This is a genomic window from Arthrobacter sp. 35W (assembly GCF_000482545.1).
Classification (GTDB): Bacteria; Actinomycetota; Actinomycetes; order Actinomycetales; family Micrococcaceae; genus Specibacter.
The window spans coordinates 828,649-852,271 of the sequence record NZ_KI519455.1; the positions used below are offsets into that span (position 1 = coordinate 828,649).

At 66.4% G+C, this 23,623-nt stretch carries 14 protein-coding genes and 2 pseudogenes; 10 read left to right on the forward strand and 6 right to left on the reverse strand.

From position 1 onward, the window contains the following. Nucleotides 1-21: 21 nt before the first annotated feature. Nucleotides 22-1,710, reverse strand: a complete 1,689-nt coding sequence (locus K254_RS0115945; protein ID WP_026556214.1) for a glycoside hydrolase family 13 protein — start codon at nucleotides 1,708-1,710, stop codon at nucleotides 22-24. A 232-nt stretch (nucleotides 1,711-1,942) separates the two neighbouring features. Continuing rightward, a complete protein-coding gene (locus K254_RS23625; RefSeq protein ID WP_035750253.1) occupies nucleotides 1,943-2,953 on the reverse strand; it encodes a LacI family DNA-binding transcriptional regulator in 1,011 nt (336 codons plus the stop codon). A gap of 454 nt (nucleotides 2,954-3,407) precedes the next feature. Here K254_RS23625 and K254_RS23630 point away from each other — a divergent pair, with 454 nt between their 5' ends. The 6 genes and pseudogenes from K254_RS23630 to K254_RS26495 all read left to right on the forward strand — a co-directional run. Next, nucleotides 3,408-4,424, forward strand: coding sequence for a LacI family DNA-binding transcriptional regulator (locus K254_RS23630; RefSeq protein WP_035750255.1), 1,017 nt, complete (start codon nucleotides 3,408-3,410; stop codon nucleotides 4,422-4,424). A gap of 734 nt (nucleotides 4,425-5,158) precedes the next feature. Further along, nucleotides 5,159-5,293, forward strand: a complete 135-nt coding sequence (locus K254_RS26340; RefSeq protein WP_269209036.1) for a hypothetical protein — start codon at nucleotides 5,159-5,161, stop codon at nucleotides 5,291-5,293. Further along, on the forward strand, nucleotides 5,290-7,905 hold the full coding sequence (glgP, locus tag K254_RS0115965; protein ID WP_026556215.1) for an alpha-glucan family phosphorylase: 2,616 nt from the start codon (nucleotides 5,290-5,292) through the stop codon (nucleotides 7,903-7,905). The genes K254_RS26340 and glgP overlap by 4 nt, the downstream gene beginning before the upstream one ends. Before the next feature lie 111 nt (nucleotides 7,906-8,016). Next, a pseudogene (gene glgC / locus K254_RS23635) lies at nucleotides 8,017-9,289 on the forward strand (glucose-1-phosphate adenylyltransferase); the annotation flags it as partial. A gap of 342 nt (nucleotides 9,290-9,631) precedes the next feature. Further along, nucleotides 9,632-10,462, forward strand: a complete 831-nt coding sequence (locus tag K254_RS24925; protein WP_026556216.1) for a GGDEF domain-containing protein — start codon at nucleotides 9,632-9,634, stop codon at nucleotides 10,460-10,462. Nucleotides 10,463-10,588: 126 nt separating this feature from the next. Next, nucleotides 10,589-10,654 (forward strand): annotated as a pseudogene (locus K254_RS26495) (hypothetical protein); the annotation flags it as partial. Nucleotides 10,655-10,798: 144 nt separating this feature from the next. On the opposite strand, the gene K254_RS26345 reads toward K254_RS26495, so the two are convergent. Continuing rightward, nucleotides 10,799-10,921, reverse strand: a complete 123-nt coding sequence (locus K254_RS26345; RefSeq protein ID WP_269209037.1) for a hypothetical protein — start codon at nucleotides 10,919-10,921, stop codon at nucleotides 10,799-10,801. Nucleotides 10,922-11,088: 167 nt separating this feature from the next. Between K254_RS26345 and K254_RS0115985 the strand changes: the two genes are divergently transcribed. Genes K254_RS0115985 through K254_RS0115995 form a run of 3 tightly spaced genes read left to right on the forward strand, consistent with a single transcriptional unit; the run spans nucleotide 11,089 to nucleotide 12,374 of the window. Next, on the forward strand, nucleotides 11,089-11,562 hold the full coding sequence (locus K254_RS0115985; RefSeq protein WP_155848600.1) for a hypothetical protein: 474 nt from the start codon (nucleotides 11,089-11,091) through the stop codon (nucleotides 11,560-11,562). 39 nt (nucleotides 11,563-11,601) lie between these two features. Continuing rightward, nucleotides 11,602-12,069, forward strand: coding sequence for a ribonuclease E activity regulator RraA (gene rraA, locus K254_RS0115990; protein WP_026556218.1), 468 nt, complete (start codon nucleotides 11,602-11,604; stop codon nucleotides 12,067-12,069). 17 nt (nucleotides 12,070-12,086) lie between these two features. Continuing rightward, a complete protein-coding gene (locus K254_RS0115995) occupies nucleotides 12,087-12,374 on the forward strand; it encodes a DUF1905 domain-containing protein (RefSeq protein ID WP_026556219.1) in 288 nt (95 codons plus the stop codon). 17 nt (nucleotides 12,375-12,391) lie between these two features. Here K254_RS0115995 and K254_RS0116000 read toward each other — a convergent pair whose 3' ends face one another. The 3 genes from K254_RS0116000 to K254_RS24930 all read right to left on the reverse strand — a co-directional run bounded on the left by K254_RS0116000 (nucleotide 12,392) and on the right by K254_RS24930 (nucleotide 21,715). Further along, nucleotides 12,392-13,033, reverse strand: coding sequence for an NADPH-dependent F420 reductase (locus K254_RS0116000; RefSeq protein WP_026556220.1), 642 nt, complete (start codon nucleotides 13,031-13,033; stop codon nucleotides 12,392-12,394). Between the two features lie 151 nt (nucleotides 13,034-13,184). Further along, a complete protein-coding gene (locus K254_RS23645) occupies nucleotides 13,185-20,495 on the reverse strand; it encodes an SdrD B-like domain-containing protein (protein WP_155848601.1) in 7,311 nt (2,436 codons plus the stop codon). Between the two features lie 224 nt (nucleotides 20,496-20,719). Next, nucleotides 20,720-21,715 carry a helix-turn-helix domain-containing protein gene (locus tag K254_RS24930; protein ID WP_196810982.1) on the reverse strand — a complete coding sequence of 332 codons (996 nt, stop codon included), beginning with the start codon at nucleotides 21,713-21,715 and terminating at the stop codon, nucleotides 20,720-20,722. A 96-nt stretch (nucleotides 21,716-21,811) separates the two neighbouring features. Between K254_RS24930 and K254_RS0116015 the strand changes: the two genes are divergently transcribed. Further along, on the forward strand, nucleotides 21,812-23,614 hold the full coding sequence (locus K254_RS0116015; protein WP_026556221.1) for a lipase family protein: 1,803 nt from the start codon (nucleotides 21,812-21,814) through the stop codon (nucleotides 23,612-23,614). Nucleotides 23,615-23,623: the final 9 nt, after the last annotated feature.

Consider the following 23,623-nt stretch of genomic DNA (forward strand, 5'->3'; position numbering starts at 1 on the left):
GTGTGGGGATGGAGGCGCGGATTAGACGATCCAGGCCGTGGTGTTCCTCGGGAGCTTGCCGCCCTCCAGCGGACCGCTGCTGAGGATGACGGTGCCAGCGGGCAGTTCCACGAGCCCACTGCCGAAGTTGGTCACCGACTGCCAGCCGTTGGGGCGGCTGAAGTGCAGGACCGATGCATCCGCACGCACCCATTTGAGCTGCTCGGCGCTCTGCAGGTGGCGGCGGTACAGCAATGCTTCACGGTAGAACTCCAGGGTGGAATCCTCGACGTTTTCCTGCGCGTCCACCGCGTAGCCGGCGAACCATTCCGGCTGCGGCAGGTGTGCCCCGCCGTCGCCGAATCCGAAGGAGGTGCCCTCGGACGTCCACGGCAGCGGCACGCGGCAGCCGTCACGGCCGATGTCCACGCCCGGGTTGCGGAAGAACGCCGGGTCCTGGCGTGCGGAGTCGGCAATGCAGCCCACTTCCTGCAGGCCCAGTTCCTCACCCTGGTACAGGTAGGCGGAACCGGGCAGGGCGAACATCAGCAAGGAGGCGGCGCGCGCACGGGCCAGGCCCAGTTCGGTGTCGACGGCGGATGCCGAACCGCCCTGGCGCAGCCAATCCTGGCCGTGGCGCCCGCTGCCGGCTGGCAGTCCGTAGCGAGTGGCGTGGCGGACGACGTCGTGGTTGGAGAACACCCACGTTGACGACGCGCCCGTCGCCTCGGCCTCGGCCAGGTTCTTGGTGATGATGCTACGGAAGGCGTCGGCGTCGAAATCGGCCTGCAGCAGGTCGAAGTTGAACGCCTGGCCCAAGCCCTCGGGGCTGGCGTAGCGGGCGCGGCGGGAGGCGTGCACCCAGGCCTCGGCGACGGCGGTGCGCGGCGGGGTGTACTGGTTGAACAGCTTGCGCCACTCGGCGTAGATGCCGTGGACGTCGTCGCGGTCCCAGAACGGGTGGGATCCGTCGGCCAGACCATCCGCACCGGTTCCTTCCACGGGCAACTCTGCTTTGGAGGGCAGCGGCTCGGAGAGGTCCTTGACCAGGGCGTGGGCGACGTCGATGCGGAAGCCGTCCACGCCGCGGTCCGACCAGAACTTCAGCGTCGTCAGGAAGTCCTCGCGGACCTCGGGGTTGTCCCAGTTGAAGTCCGGCTGCTCCTTGGCGAAGATGTGCATGTACCACTGGCCCGGGGTGCCGTCGGCCTCGATGATGCGTTCCCAGGCCGGGCCGCCAAATTTGGAATCCCAGTCCGAGGGAGGGACTTCCCCGTCCTTGCCCAGCCCATCCCTGAAGATGTAGCGCGCACGGGCAGCGGAGCCCTTCGGTGCGGCCAGTGCCTCCTTGAACCACTCGTGCCGGTTGGAGGAGTGGTTGGGGACGATGTCGGCGATCAGCTTGATGCCGGCGGCGTGCAGCGCGGCGGTCATCTCGTCGAAGTCGGCCAGCGTGCCCAGCTTCGGATCCACGTTGCGGTAGTCGTCCACGTCGTAGCCGCCATCGGCCAGCGCCGAGGGGTAGAACGGGCTCAGCCACACGGCGTCGATGCCCAGGGCCTGCAGGTAGGGCACCTTGGCGGTGATGCCCTTGAGGTCGCCGATGCCGTCGCCGTTGGAATCGGAGAAGCTGCGCGGATAGATCTGGTAGACCGCCGCCTGGCGCCACCAATCCGGGCCGGTTGTTGCGCCGGCGGCGGATACAAGGTTCAAAGAGCTGGAACTGGGCAAAGAAGCATTTCCTTCACTTGTGCGCACGGATGGAGCTCATTCTCCGGTCCGGGAAGTGGTGTTTGAAATCTATCGACGCGCGTCGATAACGAGCATAAGGGAGTGCCTCAAAGCGTGTCAAGGGTCACGTCGTGTATTTCGCCGGCGCCCGGCCGTGGAGGCAGGGCCGCAAGGCTGCAATGCCAATTGCCCAGCCGGGAAGGCTTGAGCGCGGCCGCAATGTCCCGAAAGGTCAGTGGGAGCGGGCGGGGGCCGTGCTTTCACGCACCGTCAGGAATGGCTGGACCAGGGTTTGGAACGAGGAGCTGTCTTCGCCGCGAAGGGACCGCAGCAAGTAGCTGGTCGCGAGTCGGGCTATTTCCCGGTGGTTGGGAGAGACGCTGGTGAGTGCGGGGCGGCCTAGCCGCGCTGCCGCCTCGCTCGTGTTGAGCGCAACGATGGCAAGGTCCCGGGGCAGGCTGAGGCCATGTTCGATGGCCACCCCCATCAGACCCAGCGTCGCGGGCCTGTTGATTTCGATGAGCGCCGTGACCGGCGGCGCGGCCGCCAAGATCCGGTCAAGGACGTCCCGGCCGGGCGGATGCGTCGGTGGCGCAGCGAGGACGGTGACGTTCATTCCCCGGATTTTTGCCGCAGCCACCACCGCGTCGCGCGATCTGACGAAGGGGCCAACCCCGGCGTCCAGGTACTCCTGGGACTGGGAAAGGAACACTATTTCTGTGTGTCCGAGATCGGCAAGATGTTCCACCGCCAAGGCGCCCGTGGCCTCAAAATCTGTGTCGACATAGGACAGGCCGCCGGGATCGGCCGTCCGGCCGATCATCGTGAAGGGAATGTCCGCCTCACTGAGGACGGCGACACGTTCGTCGACGGTCCGGACCTCCATCAGGAGCACGCCATCGACCAGGCCCTGGCTGACGACCTTGCGGATTTCGTCGAGGTCATCGTAGCCAATGGGCCACAACAGCAAGTGGTAGCCGTCCTCGCGCGCTCGTTCCGCCGCCGCATTGATGTATTCAAACTCGGTGAGGTTCAGTCCACGCTCACCGGCCGGAAACAGCAAGGCGATCAAGCCGGTGCGTCGTCCCGCCAAGCCCTGGGCCAAGGCATTGGGGGTGTAGGCGAGCTCCTTCATGGCACTCAGGATCCGCTCACGGGTCGGGTCGGAGATGGGCCGTGCCCCGCTGAGCACGTACGAGACGGTGCTCCTGGACACGCCCGCCATGCGCGCAACATCGGCCATCGTAGCCACTGGACAATCTCCTCCTTCACCGAATTCATACCGACGCCGGGCATCTTGGCGTCAACAGGACCACCGCGGCCATTGAGGCACTCGATCCCGAAACCAGACGTTCATCCCACCTAGGACCACCGTGATGGGCCCACGAGGATCCTCCCATGGTAATTGGACAGGAGAATGTCCGCGTCCTGGCAGCAACCGGCCGCAAAGTCACCGAAGGCAGTTCTTCCACCTACCAATACGGGCCCGGAGGCTCACCTCTGGGCACAGACCCTAGGCAGGGGGCACGCGATGGCGACGTGCAGCGCTGTTGTCTCGGTGCGGCTGTAGGCTGAAATTGACGTAGAACTTGTTTGCCTTTCATGGCGGGTTTGCCGCTCCGGCCGGCGGCCTGTCGTCATTCACTGGCCCGTCAATGATGGACCGCCGACTCCGAGGGGATCATTTTTTGGTAACTATGGCCGATGTTGCACGGATCGCTGGCGTGTCCAGGAGCACCGTCTCGTACGTGCTCAGCGGGGCACGGCCCATCTCCCCCGAGACGCGTGAGCGCATCCTGCACGCCATGGCAGACCTGGGCTACACCCCGAATCTTCTGGCCCAGGGCCTGGCGGGAAAGCGGACGGGCATCGTCTCGTTGATATTCCCGGTCGGGGAACACGGAATGAACACCACAGAGTTTGAATATGTGCAGGGCGCCGCCGAACAGGCCCGTGCCGACGGCTACCATCTCCTGTTGTGGCCCATCAATGCCGAGGACGTCGGCGAGATCCAACGGGTGGTGGCCCAGGGCCTGGTGGATGGGATCGTCTTGATGGAAGTCCGGTCGGTCGACAAGCGGATTCCCATCTTGGCGGAGACGGGTGTTCCGTTCACGATGATCGGACGGCCGACGGCGGCGGAGGGACTCGCGTTTGTGGACGCGGACTTCGAAGCCATGGGTGAGCTGGCCGTGGCGCACCTGGCAGCCCTGGGCCACACGAAGATCGGCCTCGTGACGCATTCACAGGAATCCCTGGACGCCGGGTACGGCCCCATGGTCCGATCGCGGGACGCGGTTGCGGCCTCGGCGGCCCGGCACGGCATCGGCGTGCGGTTGTTTCCTGCCCTGAGCACGCTCGCCGGTGGGCGCGAGGTCTTCGATCAGATCCTGGCAACGGCTCCGACAACCACGGGCATCGTGGCCGTCAATGAGGCCGCCACGGTCGGTCTTCTGGGTGCGGCGGACAACCACGGCTGGAAGGTCCCCCGGGACCTTTCCATCGTCGCCATCAACACCAGTGCAGGCGCCGCGGAGCGTACCATGCCCGCCCTCACGACGGCCACCGCCGACCCTCGGGCAATGGGCCGCCAGGCAGCACAATTTCTGTCCCGGCGACTCAAGGGCGAGGATGCGGCGGGCCTGCAGGCCCTGGCCGCACCCGTGCTGACCGTGCGCAACAGTACGGCGGCGCCACGCACAAACCTACCCTAGCTCCCTGCTCAGGCCCGGGCGGAGCCGGCAGCCACCACGCATGCCCCTTCCCGGGCACACCCGCCCTGATTGTGACATTTGACACAGTCCCCCGCATGGCTCTAATGTCACGGATATCGAAGCGCGTCGACAAGGCGCGTCGACGATGCAGCGATGAGATTCCTCCCGGTACAACCTCGGTGGACGGTCTTCGTTCGACATTTGTCAGAGGCTTAGGAATCACGACGTGTTCGAAACCATTCGTTTTCCATCCAGGTTGCCTGCGCCGCAGACCGCCGGCCATGACCGGCAGGGCCGGGCGGCCGCTCCCGGGCACCGCATCACTGGCTACCGCATCGGCGCGAACCTGCGGCACGCGCGCCACAGCGCGGAACATCACGGCCCAGGCCGGCCCGGTCCGCGGTGCACTGGCCCGGGCTTTACGACCTGGGCCGCATCACACCCGGATCCGATCATGAGCGGCAAACCCCCGTCGTCGTCGCCCGGCAGCTGAATCCCCGCCGGCAACGCACAACGCACACTGTTGCGGCATAACACCGTCGCCTGTCCCGTCGCCACCCCAAACACCGGTCTCGCACCTGGTCCGGCAGCAAGCCCGCGCACAGCCCCTGCCACCAACCGGACCAACAACAGGCTCTTCCCGTGGCCGTACAGACGGAAACATTCCGTCTCCAGCCAACGGCTGGCATCAACGTCCCACCCATGAATATGACAACTTCCCGGAGGTATACAGCATGGAAATCATGACCGCACCGGCCATGGCCCGCCAGCACAGGACCACGCCCGCCGGCTGTGAAGGCCCGACCTTCAGCAGCCTGGCCAAGACGACCTTCCCACTCGGCACCCCTGACGCAGGAGACACCAAGTGAAGGCCATCCGCAGGTTCACCGTCCGCACCGTTCTGCCCGAGCCCATCGCGCCGTTGTCCCGTCTGGCAACCAACCTGCGCTGGTCCTGGCACCTGCCCACCCGCGAGCTCTTCGCTTCCCTGAACCCGGCCATCTGGGCCGAAAGCGGCGAGGACCCGGTCACCTTCCTGGGCACCGTGAGCCGCGAGCAGCTCCAGCAGCTGGCCGCCGACCCCGCCGTCGTCGAACGAGTCCGGGCCGCCGACGAGAATCTGAACCACTACATCCAGTCCCCGCGCTGGTACCAGACGCTGGGCGAGGAAGCGCCGGAGTGCGTTGCGTACTTCTCCCCCGAGTTCGGCATCACGGAGGTGCTGCCGCAGTACTCCGGCGGTCTGGGCATCCTGGCCGGCGACCACCTCAAGGCCGCCTCCGACCTCGGCGTGCCGCTCATCGGCGTCGGGCTGCTGTACCAGGCCGGGTATTTCAAGCAGTCCCTCTCCCGCGACGCCTGGCAGCAGGAGACCTACCCGCTGCTGGACCCGGACGGACTGCCGCTGACGCTGCTGCGCGAGGCCGACGATTCCCCGGCCCAGGTGTCCCTGCCGCTGCCGGACGGGCGCCGGCTGCTGGCCCACATCTGGCGCGCCGACGTCGGCCGCGTTCCGCTGCTGCTGCTGGATTCCAATGTGCCCGGCAACGACGACGCCGCCCGCGCCATCACCGACAGGCTCTATGGCGGCGGTGGCGAGCACCGCCTGCTCCAGGAACTGCTGCTGGGCATGGGCGGGGTCAAGGCGCTGCGCGTCTACGCCCGCCTCACCGGCGCTCCGGCACCGGAGGTGTTCCACACCAACGAGGGCCATGCCGGCTTCCTGGGCATCGAACGCATCCGCGAGCTCATGGACCCGGCCGTCACGGCCTACCCGCTGGACTGGGACCAGGCGCTGACGGCGGGCCGGGCCTCGACGGTGTTCACCACCCACACCCCCGTGCCCGCGGGCATCGACCGCTTCCCGCGCGCCCTGGTCAAGCACTTCTTCGATGCCGGTCTGGCCCCGGGCGTACCGCTGGAGAAGGTGCTGGCGCTGGGCGGCGAGAACTACGACGGCGGGGATCCGGCCATGTTCAACATGGCCGTGATGGGGCTGCGGCTGGCCCAGCGGGCCAACGGCGTCGCCAAGCTGCACGGCGTGGTGTCCCGCGAGATGTTCTCCGGGCTGTGGCCGGGCTTCGACCACGAAGACGTGCCCATCGGCTCCGTGACCAACGGCGTGCACGTGCCCACCTGGGTGGACCCGCGGATGAGTGCGCTGGCGGCAAAATACTCTGGCGGCTCCGATGTGGACGCCACGGGCTGGGAAAACGTCTACGACGTCAGCGACGCCGAGCTCTGGTCCCTTCGCAAGGAACTCCGTGGGTCCCTCGTGGAAGACGTGCGCCGACGCCTGCGCGCGTCCTGGAAGAAGCGCGGCGCCTCCGACGCGGAGCTGGCCTGGACGGACAATGTGCTGGACCCCGACGTGCTCACCATCGGCTTTGCCCGCCGCGTGCCCACCTACAAGCGGCTGACCCTGATGCTGCGCGATCCCGCCCGGCTCAAGCGCCTGCTGCTGGATGAGGAGCACCCGATCCAGCTGGTCATCGCCGGAAAATCCCACCCCGCCGATGACGCGGGCAAGAAGATGATCCAGGACCTGGTCCGGTTCACCGACGACCCCGAGGTCCGGCACCGGATCGTGTTCCTGCCCAACTACGACATCGCCATGGCCCGCACGCTGTTCCCGGGCTGCGATGTCTGGCTGAACAACCCGCTGCGCCCCCTGGAGGCCTGCGGCACCTCCGGCATGAAGGCTGCCATCAACGGCTCGCTCAACCTGTCCGTGATGGACGGTTGGTGGGACGAGCTCTACGACGGCGAGAATGGCTGGGCGATCCCCACGGCCAACAACGGCGCCGACCCGGAAGAACGTGACGACATCGAGTCGGCGGCGCTCTACGAGCTGCTGGAGACCCAGGTGGCGCCGCGCTTCTACGGCGACACCGTGGCCGACAGCGCCGGTGCTGCCGGACCGTCCCTGCCCGCCCCGGGCGGTGTGCCCACGCACTGGATCTCGATGATCAAGCACACGCTGGCCCATCTGGGCCCGGCGGTCTCCGCCGAACGCATGGTGCAGGACTACGTCAACCGGCTGTACCGCCCGGCAGCGGAGTCCGGCCGCAGTGCCCGTGCGGACGGCTACGCCGAGGCCAAATCGCTGGCGGCCTGGATCGGCAGCGTGCGCACCGGCTGGCCGCGGGTGGCCGTGGACCATGTCGACTCGGTCGGGGTCACGGACGATCCCCAGATTGGCGATGCGATCCAGGTGCAGGCCTATGTGGCCCTGGGCTCCCTGAGCCCAGACGACGTCAGCGTGGAGGTGGCCTACGGCCGCGCGCTGGACAACGACGAGCTCAGCGAGACCACCCTGGCGCCGCTGGCACCGGTGCGCGATCTGGGCAACGGCCGCCACCTGTTCGAAGCCGGCGCCGTCATCGACCGCTCGGGCAGCTTCGGCTACACCGTGCGCGTGCTGCCGGCCCACTCCGCATTGGCCTCCCCGGCCGAGCTGGGATTGATAGCCAACGCCTAAAAAGGCATGCCACCCCCGCAGGCGGTCGAGCCGCAGGGGTGGCATGCCTCCACCCATCCTGGCCACATGCACCGCCTGGGCCAGGTCAACAGCAACATCAAACACCAGGGAGTGAAGATGGCTTCGAAGAAGGTTCTGGCAATTGTTCTCGCCGGCGGTGAAGGCAAACGGCTCATGCCGTTCACGGCGGACCGGGCCAAACCGGCGGTCCCGTTTGCCGGCGGCTACCGGCTGATAGATTTTGCCTTATCCAATCTCATCAACTCGGGCTACCTGCAGGCCGTCGTCCTGACCCAATACAAGTCACACAGCCTGGACCGCCACATCTCCGAAACATGGCGGATGTCCACGCAACTGGGCAACTACATCGCCTCGGTCCCGGCCCAGCAGCGCATGGGCAAAAGCTGGTTTCTGGGCAGCGCCAACGCGATCTACCAGTCCCTGAACCTCATCCATGACGCCCGGCCGGACATTGTGGTGGTGGTCGGCGCAGACCATGTCTACCGCATGGACTTTGAGCAGATGGTACGCAGCCACATCAATTCCGGGGCGAAGGCTACGGTCGCCGCCGTACGCCAGCCGTTGTCGATGGCCAACCAATTCGGTGTAATCGAAGTCGATGAATCCGCCGAATCAGATGCAGGCACGGCCCACAGGATTTCCGCCTTCATCGAAAAGCCGGACTCGACACCGGGACTCACCGATGACCCGTCCCAGTTCCTGGCCTCGATGGGCAACTACGTCTTCGATGCGGACGCACTGGAGGCCGCGCTGGAACACGACTCCCTGCGTGAGGACACCGAACACGACATGGGTGGGGACATTGTCCCGTATTTCGTGGGCCGCGGCGAAGCCTTCGTCTACGACTTCACCACCAACGACGTCCCCGGCGCCACTGACCGCGACCGCAACTACTGGCGTGATGTGGGCACCATCGATTCCTACTTCGATGCCCACCTGGACCTGGTCTCCCCCCTGCCCGTGTTCAACCTGTACAACTCCAGCTGGCCCATCTACACCAGGCAGAGCATCTCGCCACCGGCAAAGATGGTCCGCGGCAACACTGACACCGCCGGAACCGCCCTTGACTCCATCCTTTCCAGCGGTGTCGTCGTCTCCGGCGGGGCCGTGGAGAACTCCGTGCTCTCCCATGACGTATACGTCTCCAGCGGGGCGCGGGTAATGGACTCGGTGCTCATGGACAAAGTCTCCATCGGCGAAGGGGCCGTCGTCAGACGGGCGATCCTGGACAAGAACATCAACGTCCCGGCCGGGGCAACCATCGGCCTGGACCCAGACCATGATCGCCGACGCGGCTACAAGGTCACCGAGTCCGGGATCACCGTTCTTGGCAAAGACCAACATGTCCCCGCCCCCGACGAACGCGACAAGGAACTGGCACGGGCGGCATTGGCAGACCCCCTCCCGGCCGGAACCCGCTGACACAGCGCATCCGTACGTCCGGCCGGGCTGGGATCCTGAACGGCCCCACCGCCACCCTGCGGTGGGGGGATTGTCCAAACCAGCCCTGGGGGATGCGGCATATGTTGGACCTTGCCACGATGAGTATGGTCTTTGCGGTCCTGACGTTTACCATGCTGGTTCTGTTCTTTGTGGAGACCTACCGGCGCACCTCGGCCCCGTATTGTGCGTGGTGGTGTGGAACCGTGACGGCGTTCCTGATCAATGCCGTGCTCCAAATGGTGGGAAGCACTGGAGGCCAGGAGTGGCCTCGGCGATCTGTTCCCTCTATTTCCTGACCCGCGCCGTGGCGCTGGGTGCCCTGGGCCATGATGCCGTGGCCGGCATCATGATCTTCGGTCCGGGAGCGGGGACCTCACTGGCATTGTTGCTGCTCATCGTGGTGACCTTCAGCATGGCGTCGCTGAGCAGTGAGCAGCGCCTGCGGATCCTCAAGACCCAGGCCGCCCACGATGGGCTGACAGGGCTCCTCACCCGCACGGAGTTCCTCAAGCAGGCCCGGATGCGGATGCGGCTGCAGGCCGCCGCCGGGTCCGGGACACCGGCAACACTGGTGATAGCCGATCTGGACCGCTTCAAGTCCATCCACGACACCCTCGGGCACGGGGCCGGGGACAAGGTGATCGAGGCCTTTGCCGCGGCCTGCCGGGAATCCGTGCGCTCCACCGACCTCATCGGACGCCACGGCGGGGAGGAATTCCGGTTGCTGGTGACCGGTGCGGATGCGGACGGTGCGGCGCGCATTGCCTCCGGCATCAACCAGAGGCTGTGTCAAGCTCCGTTTGATGGAGGCTCGGTTACACCCGTCTCACCGATGTGGTGGCGGGCTGGTTTGAATAGAAGTTGGATTCGGCCTCCACCGGCGGAATGTGGCCGATCTCCCCGTGGAGGAGGCGGTGTACCAATCGATGTATTCAGCGATGGCAACTTCGAGGTCGTTGATGCCCATCCACGGCCCCTTGTTGCGGACCAGTTCAGCCTTGAACAGCGAGTTCTGCGCCTCGGCCAGCCGCTCGGTCTGGCGGATGGTCCAGTACACTTCGATCCGGTACACCGACACGCTGGAGGGCCTTAAGCCCTCGATTGGGTCTGTCGGGGACTATGACAACGCCACCGCGGAGACCGTGATGGGCTTGGTCAAGAACGAAGGGGTGGCCATGGGATCCCCGTTCCGGACCGGGCGTTGAAGGCCGAAGCGGACGTGATCGAGGTCGTGTTCGAGTGGGTGCACTGGTACAACAACCACCGCCTGCACTCCGCTCTGGGACACCGGACCCCGAGGAATATGAGCAGGCATACTATGCTCGATAAATCGGCTCGTTTCCCGACGCCGCCAACAAGCAGGCGGCATGATTCCCGGGATGCTTCACGCTGGCAACGCCGATCGTCCGTTGCAATCTGCGCCTTTCCTTTACGTGGCGACAGCCATCGAGGCGGTCGACCGCCCCAGGGCGTACTGGGCCGTGGGGTCGTTCTTGTCGCCGCTGATCAGGACGCCCACCGCCGGGGCATGCGCGGGGCGCCGGGTATCCATTCTTATCGCGAATCGTCCAGACTGTCCGGTGGGCCAGGACTTCGTCGTAAAACGCGCTTGCTTGTGCGGCACTGATTCCCATTCAAACACCATGCCATGCCGGAGATGAATTGCTTCGGCCCGCGTTGGTAATGGTCGGGCAGGTGCACGCATATGATCAATTGTGAATGCTGCACCGCAGCCGAATTGGGGGAGAAATGACAGTGGACGAGGTCCATAGCCGGAACCTGCTCAAGGGACCCTCGGCTTTCCTACTCCTGCGCTGGCGATACGCAGCTACGACCCTGTTCCTCATCATCACCCTCGTGATGTTGGCTTTTATGCACCTACTGCACATACCGCAGTCATGGTTCACCAACACCCTCGTTGCCATCTGGTTTGCTTCTACGATCCCGGTCCAGATCCTGGTTGCACGGTCCAACCGCAAGATCCTCGCTGAACGGAAGGCCGGCTACACCACGCGGCAAGGCAAGAATGGAGATTTGGAACAGCGCGACCCCTACGTCGGACGGGTCATCCGCGAAGTAGGCGGCGAGTACCTGACTGGAACAACATTCCGCGCCCTCATCCAGGCCGCCAAACGAACCCAACGGTCGCATGCCGCGGCGCCCGCACACGACAGGCAAACAACCGCCGGGTAGGCTGGCCGCAGCAACCGCAGCCCCACAAGAGGAGCCCGAATGAGCATCGCCACCGCCGACCTTTACGACGAACGCGGCCATGAATTGGCCTCCGTCTCGCTGCAGCTGCGCAACTACGGCGGCGTCACGGAGTTCAACGGCCCGGTCCGCACGGTGGTCTGCTTCCAGGACAACGCACTGGCCAAATCCATCCTCTCCTCCCCCGGCGGTGGCGCGGTGCTGGTCATCGACGGCGGCGGCTCGCTGGAGACGGCGTTGATGGGCGACATGATCGCCCAACTGGCGCTGGACAATGGGTGGGCCGGCGTCGTCATCAATGGCGCCATCCGCGACTCCGTGGCCATCGCTGCACTCCCCCTCGGCGTGAAGGCGCTGGGCACCAACCCGGCCAAGAGCTCCAAGACCGGCGCCGGCGAGGCCGACGTCGTCGTACTGCTGGGCAGCGTGGCCATCCGCCCGGGCGCCCACCTCTGGGCCGATGCCGACGGCATCCTGGTGGAACCCTAACCGGACCGCCCACGGCGATGGACCTGGACTTCAGCGGCACCATCTTCTACTGGCGCGGCCCCGCGCCGTTCCACTTTGTGTCGGTCCCCGAGGAGGAATGCCGCGAATTGGCGGCGGTCTCCGCCCTGGTCACCTACGGCTGGGGCATGATTCCCGTGACGGCACGCATCGGGGGCACGACGTGGACTACATCCCTGTGGCCCAAGGACGGCGGCTACATCGTGCCCCTGAAAGGGCGGATCCGGGACGCCGAGCGGATCGATGTCGGCGACACCGTCGAGGTCCGGCTGACCGTCGGCGGCTGAGGACCGAATACTGGGCCCTAGATGGTGCGCGGCGCCCGGGCCAGGTTTTCCGCCAGTTCGACGGCGTTCTGCCGCACCACGTAGGCGGGACGGTCCCGCTCCACGCGCCAGCTCTCATCCAACGGCCCGATGTTCACGGTGTCGAAGCCGAAGTCGTCGTACAGCCGCACCACGAAGTCCGCGGCGTCGGCGAAGTCGCTGGCCGTGGCCAGGGCGCGGCGGTTGGCCGTGCCCGCCGGCGTGCCGTCGGTGGTGATCTGCGCGGCGGCGATGTGGTTGAAGCCCTTGGCCACCTTGGACTGCGGCAGGTGCTCCTGGAGCAGCCCGGAGGTGGTGGCCTCGCCCTCGTCCAGTGCGGGGATGCGGCCGTCGCGCTCCCAGTAGTAGTTGTTGGTGTCGATGACCACCTTGCCCGCCAGCGGCTCCACGGGGATGTCCCGGTAGCTCTTCAGCGGGACCGTCACGACGGCGACGTCGCCCGACGCTGCCGCCTCGGCCGGGGTCGCGGCCCGGGCCTTGGGCCCCAGCTCCGCCACCAGATCCGCCAGGGTTTCGGGGCCCCGCGAGTTGGAGATGACGACGTCGTAGCCCGCTTCCACGGCCTTGCGCGCCACCTGGCTGCCAATATGTCCTGCACCGATGATTCCAATGGTTGTCATGCCCTGTGCAACCCGGTGCCTGGGCGCCCTATTTCCCTGTGACGAACTGTTGCGGGCATCGGCGGCGGGTGGAATGCACGGCGGGTGGAATGCGCAAAGGGGCGCCCTCTCCGTGGGAGAGGACGCCCCTTCCAGCGTCAGCGAGTGGCCGCTACGGCTGGCGGCCGGCCGTTGCGCGGCGGCGGACCATCACTGCCCCGCCGGCGGCGAGCAACAGGACACCTGCCAGGGCAAGCCCGAGCGAAGTGAATCCGGTGCTGCCCAGGGCCTCGGCACCACTCCCGGCGGGCGGAACCGGGAGAGCCGGCTTCAGGACGAACCCGAAGTCCAGCGTGGCATCCTGGTCGCCATTGTTGGTCAACCCCTGGGAGGCGGACGTCCACGTCGAGGAATCGTCCCCACGGCTGCCCTCCGTCTCCTTGGTCGGCACATAGGGGGCCAGAGCCTCTGCGGAGGCGGTCCTGTCGATCGAGACCGTGTAGGACTGGCCCTCCTTCAGCACGGGCAGTCGGGCGAAGAGGTACCCGCCGTTGCCGTCCGTGGACACCGGGTGGACGGCGTTGCCGTCAATGTCCGTGACGGGCTTGCCGTCGGGGCCCGCCAGCGTCAGGACGACGCCCGGGATGCCCTTCTCGCCGGCACCCTGGCGGCCGTCATTGTTGGCATCGACCCAGACGTAGTCGCCCACGGAGACCATCGGCACCACAAACCCGAAGTCCAGGGACGGATCATGGTCGCCGTCCTTGGCCAGCCCCGTGGAAACCGCCTGCCAGGTTGACGAGTCGGTGCCGCGGCTGCCGTCCGTTTCCTTGGTCGGAACGTAGGGTGCCAGCACCTCGTGTGAGGCCTTGCGGTCGATCAGCACCGTGTAGGACTCGCCGCCGGCCAGGGCCGGCAGGTTCTCAAAGATGTAGGCACCGTTGGCGTCCGTGGCGGTTGGCAGCACCGGGTCGCCGAAAACATCTGTGACCGCCTTGCCGTCGGGGCCGGCCAGTATCAGCACGACGCCGGGGAGGCCCTTCTCGCCCGCGCCCTGCAGGCCATCGCGGTCGCCGTCGATCCAGACGTAGTCGCCCACGGAGACCTTCGGGAGGACAAACCCGAAGTCCAGTGACGAATCGTGGTCGCCATTGCTGGACAACCCTTCCGAGGAGGACTTCCAGGTGGAGGAGTCGCCGCCGCGGTTGTCGTCGGTTTCGATGGTCGGGATGTACGGGGCCAAGGCATCTGCCGAGGCCTTGCGGTCGATCGAAACCGTGTAGGACTCGCCGTCGGCCAGCGTGGGCAGGTTCTCAAAGACGTACCAGCCATCGCCATCAGTGGTGGTCGGGAGCACCGGGTCGCCGAAGACATCTGTGACGTCCTTGCCATCCGGACCCACCAGTGTCAGGACAACTCCTTCAATGCCGGGTTCGCCCTTGCCCTGGCTGCCATCGCGGTCAATGTCGTTCCAGACGTAGTCGCCCAGCGAGACCATCGGCACCACAAAACCAAAGTCCAGCGTCGGATCACGATCGCCGTCGTTGACCAGGTCCTGCGAGGACGCCGTCCACGTTGAAGAATCATCCCCACGGTGCCCGGCGGTTTCCTTGGTCGGGACATAGGGTGCCAAGGCCTCGGCCGAGGCGGCCTTGACGATCTTGACGGTGTAGGACTGGCCGGCCGTGAGCACCGGAAGATCATTGAACGTGTACTTGCCATGCTCGTCCGTGGCCACGGCGCCAACGGTCCTGCCGTAGATGTTGGTGACAGGGTTGCCCGTCGGGCCAACCAGTTCCAGCACGACGCCCTCGATGCCGGGCTCGCCCTTGGACTGCAGGCCGTCACGGTCCTCATCAACCCAGACGTAGTCGCCCACGGAGACCTTGGGCTTGAGCACGAAGCCGAAGTCCAGGGTCGGGTCGTGGGAGCCATTGCTGAGCAGCGGAACCGTCGACTCCGCCGACCCCGTGGAGGAGTCCTTGCCGCGGTCGCCGCCGGCACCGGCAGTAGTAGGCAGGTACGGGGTGAGCGCCGTCTTGGAGGCCTCGGCGTCAATGGAGACGGTGTAGTGCTGGCCGTCCGTGAGCACCGGCAGGTTGGCGAAGATGTACTTGCCGTCCACGTCGGTGGCCACCGGTCCCACGGGATTGCCGTTGATGTCGGTGACGGGCTTGCCATCCGGGCCCGCCAGCGTCAGAACGACGCCGGGGATGCCCTTCTCGCCCGACCCCTGCAGGCCGTCGCGGTCGGCATCGAACCAGACGTAGTCGCCCACGGAGACCATCGGAACCACAAAGCCGAAGTCCAGCGACGGATCGCGGTCGCCATCGCTGGCCAGCCCCTGCGAGGAGGCCGTCCAGGTGGACGAGTCCGAGCCACGGTTGCCGGTGGTTTCCTTCGTCGGCACATAGGCCGCCAAGACCTCTTCCGAAGTCTTGCGGTCGATCGAGACGGTGTAGCTCTGGCCGTCCTTCAGGACGGGCAGCTTCTCAAAGGTGTACAGGCCGGCCGTGGTGGTGGCCACCGGCCCCACGGGATTGCCGTTGATGTCGGTGACGGGCTTGCCATCCGGGCCCGCCAGCGTCAGAACGACGCCCGGGATGCCCTTCTCGCCCGACCCCTGCAGGCCGTCGCGGTCGGCATCGAACCAGACATAGTCGCCCACGGAGACCATCGGAACCACAAAGCCGAAGTCCAGCGTCGGATCGTGGTCGCCATCCTTGGCCAGCCCCTGCGAGGAGGCCGTCCAGGTGGAAGAGTCGCCCTCGCGTCCACCCTGGTTGGCCAGCGTCGGAATGTACTGTGCCAGCACGACCGCCGAGGCGTCCCTGTCGATCGAGACCTTGTAGGACTTGCCAGCCGCCGGGACCGGCAGGTTCGCAAAGAGGTAGGCGCCGGCGGCATCTGTCATGGTCTCCAGCACAATGTTGCCGTAGACATCCTTGACCTGATTGCCGTCCTGGTCCGTGAGCTTCAGGACAACGTCCTTGATCGCCGGTTCGCCCGCATCCTGGCGGCCGTCACGGTCCACATCCACCCAGACGTAGTCGCCCACGGACACCATTTCCTTGGCCTCGGGCCGGAAGGTGATGCCCGTCTTGATGGGCTCCTGCACGCGGCGGTCGACCTTGCCGTCCACCGTGGCCTCGGCGTAGTAGCCGAAGGAGTTCCAGGCGGGGGCCAGGCCAGCCACCCCCGCCGGCATTTCCGTGGCCGATTGGGTGCGGAAGGTCAGCGATGCGCCGTCGGTCGGGGCCAGGCCCTGGGGAAAGTCCAGGACCAGCTTGAGTCCGAAAATGTTCTTCGGGTTCGCCGGCTTGTCCTTGACCCAGCCCTGGCTGCAGCCCGCCCACGGATCGCCGCTGGTCGCGGTGCCAGTGGTCTTGCAGGTGTCCGCAGCAGACGTCAGATACTCGAGAGTGTAGTCGGCCCCCTTCACATCGAGGCCGGTGACGCCCAGGAACGTCGGGGTCCACTGGGAACCGCGCGGGGAGTTGGCCAGGGCGGCGACGACGCCGTGGTCTCCGGCCCACGGGAAGATGTCGACAAGCTCCACGTGGCTACTGTCAACATTTCCGGCGTTGGTGAGCTCAATCTTCCACTCGGCAACGCCGCCGGGCTTGGTTTCCACGACACAGGGCGCACGGTAGAAACCGCCCTTGAACTCGTGGCACGCTGCGGCAGCGTTGATCGTGTTGTGCACGCCGGTGGCCTTGTCGCCGTCGGCGGGGACTTCACGGACCAGCTTGCGGCTGTCGTAGGCCTGGCCGGACATGACGTCGACCTTGGCCGTGGACTGGCCGACCGTCACTTCGCCGGTGGTGATGGCAAGGGTGTTGACCGGATCAATGGAACCGGGCAGCCCCGCGCGCACGCTCATGGGCACGGTGATGGTGTAGCTCTCACCGGGATAGAGGACTGTGCCGCTGGGGAAGCTGAAAACCAGCTTCGCCGGATCGTCCGCAGTGGCCACCACCTTCGTGGGGTCAACGGTGATCGACGCGGTGTCGGGTGTCTTGGTGAATACCAGCCGCGAGGCGAAGTCCTCGGCCAGGACCAGCTGCGGGCCTTTGGCGTCGGTGGGGATGGAGTCAGTGAACACGGGGTCGACAAGAGGTTCGGAGCCCTTGTTCTCGATCTGCAGCGTGTACGTCAGCTCCTCACCGGCGGAGGCCTGGACGGAGGCCGCGCCGTTCACCTTCTTGGACACCTTGCCATCCATGACTCCTGGCAGGAAGTGGCGCTCGGCGGTGGCATCGGCAGGCTTGTGCTCCTTGCCCAGACGCCAGGCATCACCCGAGACGGTATTCGCTACTGTCGAGTTCTTCGCCTCGGATGGGTTGGCCGACTTCTGGTCGGTGCTGTTCAGTCCACCGCTGCGAAGCGTGTAGCGCGGGGTCGCGGAGAACACGATCTCGTGCTTGGTGCGGTCCAACTCGGTGTAGTCGTCCCCGGCAATGGTGATGCGGAAACCCTGGATGTCACCGCTCGGCAGACCGTTCTTGGTGGTCTTCCCGGTATAGGTCTTCCACTCGCCCCCGGTGGCTGCCAGCGGGCCGCCGGCCGTGGAGAAGGTGGCTCCGGTGAGGTATTCGAGCGTCAACGTGGCCTTGGTGGGACCCGAGTTGATGGCCTTCCACGCCGTGAAATCGAAGGCATTCCAGAAGGTCGGATCGGTGTCCTCAAAGAGGATCTTGTCCGCCTTGTCGGTGACGGTGTCCAGTCCCAGAGTGACGTCGATCGGCTTCCGCGCCCCGCCGGTCGGGAACAGCGTAGTGTCCTGGCCCGGGGAGAAGGACTTGGTCAGATTCTTTCCGATGGTCACGGAGTGCTGCGTGATGACCTGCAGGTTCGCCGTTTTGGGTGTGTCCACGAGTTCGTCGGCACCGCGGGAGATCGACGCGACAGCGGTGTTCGGGATGGTGTACGCCGGGGACAGGGCCCGCAGGGCGGTGTCGATGTCAGTCGCGGAGCCACGCAGCGTGCTGCGCAGTTTGGTCTTGACGGAAAGGTCGAATCCCGAGTCGCGCGGAACGGCAGTATTGCCGGTCTTCTGGAGGGAGAACTCAATCCCCGTGACCTGGGCCCACTGCGCCGCGGTGACCGAGGCGGGAGTGACGGCCGCGGCACCGGAGAGCTCGATGGTTGTCGTGTCGGCCAGGGTGAGCTTCAGGCGTGCCGTTTCAGGGGTGGCTCCGCCGACCAGATAGACCTCCACATTGGTGGCATCCACATAGTCGAAGGGCCGGGCGCCGCCCTGCGGGTCGGTGATCGTCAACGAATCCACCGCGTAGGTGGAGGTGTTGGTGGCCGAGAGGTTCACGCTCGTTTTCGGGTTCAGGTCCGAGGGTTTCTGGGTGATGGCCCGGTCCTGCCAGCTCTTGCCGCTGGAAATGTGGAGCTTCTTGTCTGCTGCGACGGAGGCCGCGGCTGAGGTGCCGTTGGGAACCACCAGCACGTTCTCGAACGCGCGCAGGTCCGCCACGGTGGCCTTGAGTTCCACACCAAGGTTTGCCTTGACGGCGGCACCAACGGGGAAGCTGCCGGCGTTGCGGGTGTAGGTGACCCTGATGCCCGCGGCATCAGCCGGCGGGTACGCCTTCCCGGGCAGGGCGCCGGGGACGGGAAGCCAGGCACCGCTGGAATTCTTGTATTCAGCGATGACGCTGTCAGCGCCCTGGACCTCGTTGGCCTTCACCTCAAGGAAGGTTGTCCTCCAGGCGGCGGAAAAATCGCTCGAAAATTCATCGCTCAGGACAATCTTGCGGACATCGACATTGGTGGTGGAATCCACAGCGCCGGACAGCGTGGCAACCGTGGCGTCGCCGGCAATGCCTTCAACCCTGTTGGGTGAGAAGGACTTTCCACCTGTGGTCTTCTCGATGGGCGCACGGACCTCAAGGGTGGCGCTCTCCTCATCCACCACGGGGGTCCCGCCGGCACTGCCGGCAGCCTGCACCGTGTTGACATAGTTGCCCTTGGCGTCGCCTGTCACAGTGAACTTGATGCCGACACTGCTCTGCGGAGCGAAGGTTCCAGTGAACGCGACTTCGAAGCTGGAAATCGTTTCGGGGAGTCCGGCCGGGAAGACGATGTTGCCCCCGGCCTGCACCAGCGGATACTCCGTCTTGCCGATGGTCAGCACACCCGACTGGGCGCCCGCCGGCCAGGGAGTGGCGACAAACGATTTGAAGCTGATGCCCTTGCCAAAGGGGTCGGTGCCGGCGGCAGGCTCCTTCACGCCAAGCGTGGTCAGCGGCTGCTTGGAGGTGTTCTTGGCACCGAGCGTCACGGTGGAGGTGTTCGGGCTGCGGCCCTGCGTTTCGGCCGTCTCTGCCACCACAGACGGGGGGGTGAATGACTTCGCGGCTTCGACCGAATAGCCCGCGATGGTGAACTTCGCAGTGTCCGTCGCCGGGGCGGAGGTGTCCTTGGGGGTTTCGGCAGTGATCGACACGGTGTTGTCCACCGTGCCGGTCTTGGCACCGGCACGGACATTGGTGTTCAGCACGATGCTGCCGGCGGTGCCATTGGAGACAATGCCGCCCTTGGCGTCGGTTGATGCCGTGGAGGTGAACAGGAACTTGAAGCCCTTCACATCGGCTGCCGCAACGCCGTTGGGGAGCACCGCTGTGGCCGCGGCGGCGCCGCGGACCTCGCCCGCGCTGGTGATGGCGATGACCTGGATGCGGTCGGCACCCTCGGGGAAGACCAGCTGCCCAAAGCCGGTGAACTGCACCGCGGCGAACGGGTCCGTTCCGCCGGACGGCTCGGTGATGGTCAGCGAGCTGGCACCAACGTTTGAGGTGTTGGTGATGCTGTGGAGGGTCAACGCATTGCTGGTTGTCGCCCCCTCCTGGATGTTGGGTTCCGCCCACGATTTCTTGATCGAGGCGCCCAAGGTGGGCTTGGCGTTGACCACCACGGCGGGGGCTTCCGCCGGCACAGAGGTGGCGTTGTCGGCCTTGATGGTGGCCGCGTTGACCAGCTTGGTGCCATCCAGCTGCGGGCTGGTGCCAGCCGGGAGCTGGACCGTCAGCAGCACGGTGCGGTCGGAACCAGCCGACAGCACCGGGATCCCCGGGTAGTCCTCCGCGGATTCCTTCATGGTGATGGTGATATTGCGGTCGCCCTCCCCGGCCCGGACAATCACCGGCAGCTGCGCGGGATCGAATCCGACCGCCGCACGCACATCCGTGACCACCAGGGGCGCTGGAACCACATCTTCGAGGACTGCATTGAAACACGGCACATCATTGGAGGAGCAGCCGAACTGCAGCGAATAGGTGGCCGATTCGCCCGGCGCCAGGGAGGTCTTGTCAACGGTCTTTGACAGAGTCAATGACGCATTGGCCAGTGGGGCGGGGTCTGCCAACGCCGGCACCGCACCGCCGATGCCAAGACCCAGTGTCGCCACCAGCAGGGCGGCCAGGGCGCGCCTCCACCGATGCCGTACGTTTGCCGGATTTCTGCTGTCCAAAACGATCTCCCCCAGAATTTTGCTGGCGGAATCGGCGCGCACGAAAGCGGCGCGGATTCCACGAATTCGTGCTCAGAGTTGATCATTGCGTATTGAAATACCGGTTTATGGCCTAAAAGTGGCCAAAATCCCCAACTGGCACAGAATGTCCACTACTGGTGCACAAAAGCGGCGGCCCGGCAAAAATCCGCCGTTTGCTGTCAATTTCTGCCAAGCGACGTCGACTATTGGAACGACGGTGGGGCCGTCGGGGCAGAAGCCCGGCCCAGCCGGTATTGCGACGGAGTAATTCCGGCCAGCTCCTTGAAGGCCCGGGACATGGCGGCCGGCGTGCTGAACCCGGACAGCCGGGCGATCCTGGCCAGCGACAGATCCGCAGAGCCGGTGCGCAGCAGGGCCACGGCTTCATCCATGCGGCGCGTCTTGATCAGGGAGGCGACCGACAATCTGCGGCCCTCGAACAGGCGGTAGACATAGCGGCGGCTGGCCCCCAGCCTCCGGGCCACGGTGTCTACGCTGAAAGCCGGGTCGGCAAAGCCGCCCTCCACCAGGTCCAGGACGCGGTCGCGGCTGGTCTGGGCGGCGTCGTCGTCCAGCGCGAACCCCGACTGGAAGCCGCCCAGCAGACCGGTGGCCAATTCCAGCACGGCGCGTTCGATGAAGGGTGCGTGCCGGGCGCCCTCATGCTCCGGCAGGTCCAGGGTGGATGACACCAGGGCCCGCACGGCGTCGACCATTGGGCCACCGGAGAATGCGGCGCCCTGCAGTTGGTCCGTGTCGATCCCGCGGTACTCCAAATAGCCCACGGGGATGTGGAGCAGCGTGGCGTCGGTGCCGTCCAGATTGTGGACCGCATAGGGAGCCCGGGGCAGCACGGTGGCCACATCGCCGGGCCCGGCGCGGAACTCCGCTCCACCCTGGACGGCAATGATGCCGCCGGCGTGCACCAGCACCAGGTGGACAAAGGCGTCAAAGGGATCGCCCAGATGGTGTTCGCGGCGGAACAGGCTGCTGGCATCGCCCCGGCAGTGCGTAATCATCAGCCAATCGCAGTACCAGGTGGTCGCGGTGGCTTGATAGCCATCGGGCTGGGCGGGGACCATGTCCCAGGCGGCAGGCGCCGTCCACAGTTCCGCGGCGCTGCTGTGCGCCCCCCGCCGGCGGAATTCGTCCCCATAGGCGCGCACGGGCGTCTCCACCACATGATCTGCAACTGCCACGTTCTGCATCCCCCAATGACCCAACCGACACTTGCTACGATGCTAGCCGAGGCAAGGAAAGGGGTGCGCCACGTGGCCGGCACCAATTTAAAAGAAGTGTCCGATCGAACCCGCGCCCTGCCGATGCTGCTGCGCGGCGCCCCCTGGTGGCTGCCCGCCGCCGTCGGTGCCGCCGCCGTCGTGCTGGGGCTCTTCCTGCTCACCCGCCCCCTCAGTGCCCTGTCCACCCTGGCCATCTACATCGGCCTGAGCTTCATCGTCTCCGGGATTGCGGACCTGCTGTCCCCCGGTGCCACCACGCCGGCGTGGATCAAACCAATGCTGGCCGGGCTGTGGATGGCCGGCGGCGTGGCTGTACTGGTGGCCATTGGCACGGCCATTGACCTGTTGGCACCGTTTGTGGCCATCTCGCTGATCGTGTCCGGCGTGCTGCGCGGGTTTGGCGCCGTCCGTGGCGGCTCCGTACGTGCGACGGGTGATTCCCGGATTGCCACGGGCATCGCCGCGGCCGCGGACCTGCTGCTGGGCGTGGTGGCCCTGTCCTGGCCGGATGTGACGCTGCTGCTGGTGGCCGTCCTCTTCGGCGCCCGCACCGTGTTCTTTGGCCTGGCCAGCCTTTGGGATGCCGGGGTAGCCCTGCGGACCGGGCGGCGCCGGGACGATGCCGGCACTCCGGCCGGCCGCATCCAAAGGTTCGTCCGGGTGTCGGGCGCCGTCGTCTCCCTGGTGCTGGCCGTGGCGGCGGTGGGGATCGGCCTGAAGTTCAGTGCCGGCTCCCCTGTCCTGGACGCCTTCTATGCGGACTCCGCGCCACTGCCGGATCAGCCGGGGCGGTTGATCAACGCCGAGCCGTTCAGCAGCGGCATCCCCGAGGGCGCCACCGCCTGGCGCGTGCTCTACAGCACCCGGCTGAACGACGGCGGCATGACCCTGGCCAGCGGTCTGGTGCTGGTGCCCACAGCGCCGTCGTCCCAGCCGCGTCCAATCATCGCCTGGGCGCACGGCACCACCGGCTACGGGCCCAACTGTGCTCCGTCAAACCTGCCCGATCCCTTCACCGCGGGCGCCATGCCCGCCTTGGGCGAGGTCGTGGCCAACGGCTGGGTGACGGTGGCCGCCGACTACCCCGGGCTGGGCACCGCCGGCGACCAGCCGTATCTGGTGGGCACGGGCGAGGGCCAGGCGGTGTTGGACAGCGTGCGGGCCGCCAAGGAGCTGCTGGATCCCACCACACCCACCGGCGCCACCACCATCTGGGGCCATTCCCAGGGCGGCCACGCGGCACTCTGGGCCGGCGGGTTGGCCGCCGGCTACGCCCCCGAACTGGACATCGCCGGCGTTGCCGCGATGGCCCCGGCCAGCGATCCCATTGGGCTGGTGCGGAACCTGCCCAATGTTCCCGGCGGCAGTGTGTTCGCCTCCTATGTGGCGTCCGCCTATGCCGGCGCCTACCCGGACGTGAAGATCAACAACTACGTGGATCCGGCCGCGCGCACGGTGTTCCGGGAGATGTCCACCCGCTGCCTCTCCGAGCCGGGCGTGCTGGTCTCGATCCTGGCAGCCCTGTCCCTGGACAAGGACCGCAGCATCTTCAGGACGGACCCCAGCACCGGGGCGCTGGGTGCCCGGTTGGAGGAGAACACGCCGACGGCGGCCATCGCGGCCCCGCTGCTGCTGGCCCAGGGCGCCACGGATCCCCTTGTCACGCCGAGCGTGCAGGACGGCTATGTGGCCTCGCGCTGCGCGGCCGGGCAGGCCGTGGACTACCGCACCTACGCGGGCAGGGACCACATGGGGCTGGTCACCGGCGACTCCCCGCTGCTGGGCGAACTGGTTGATTGGACCAAGGACCGCTTCGCCGGCCGCTCCGCCACGCCCACCTGCCAAGGCTCCCAGTAGCGGCGCGTA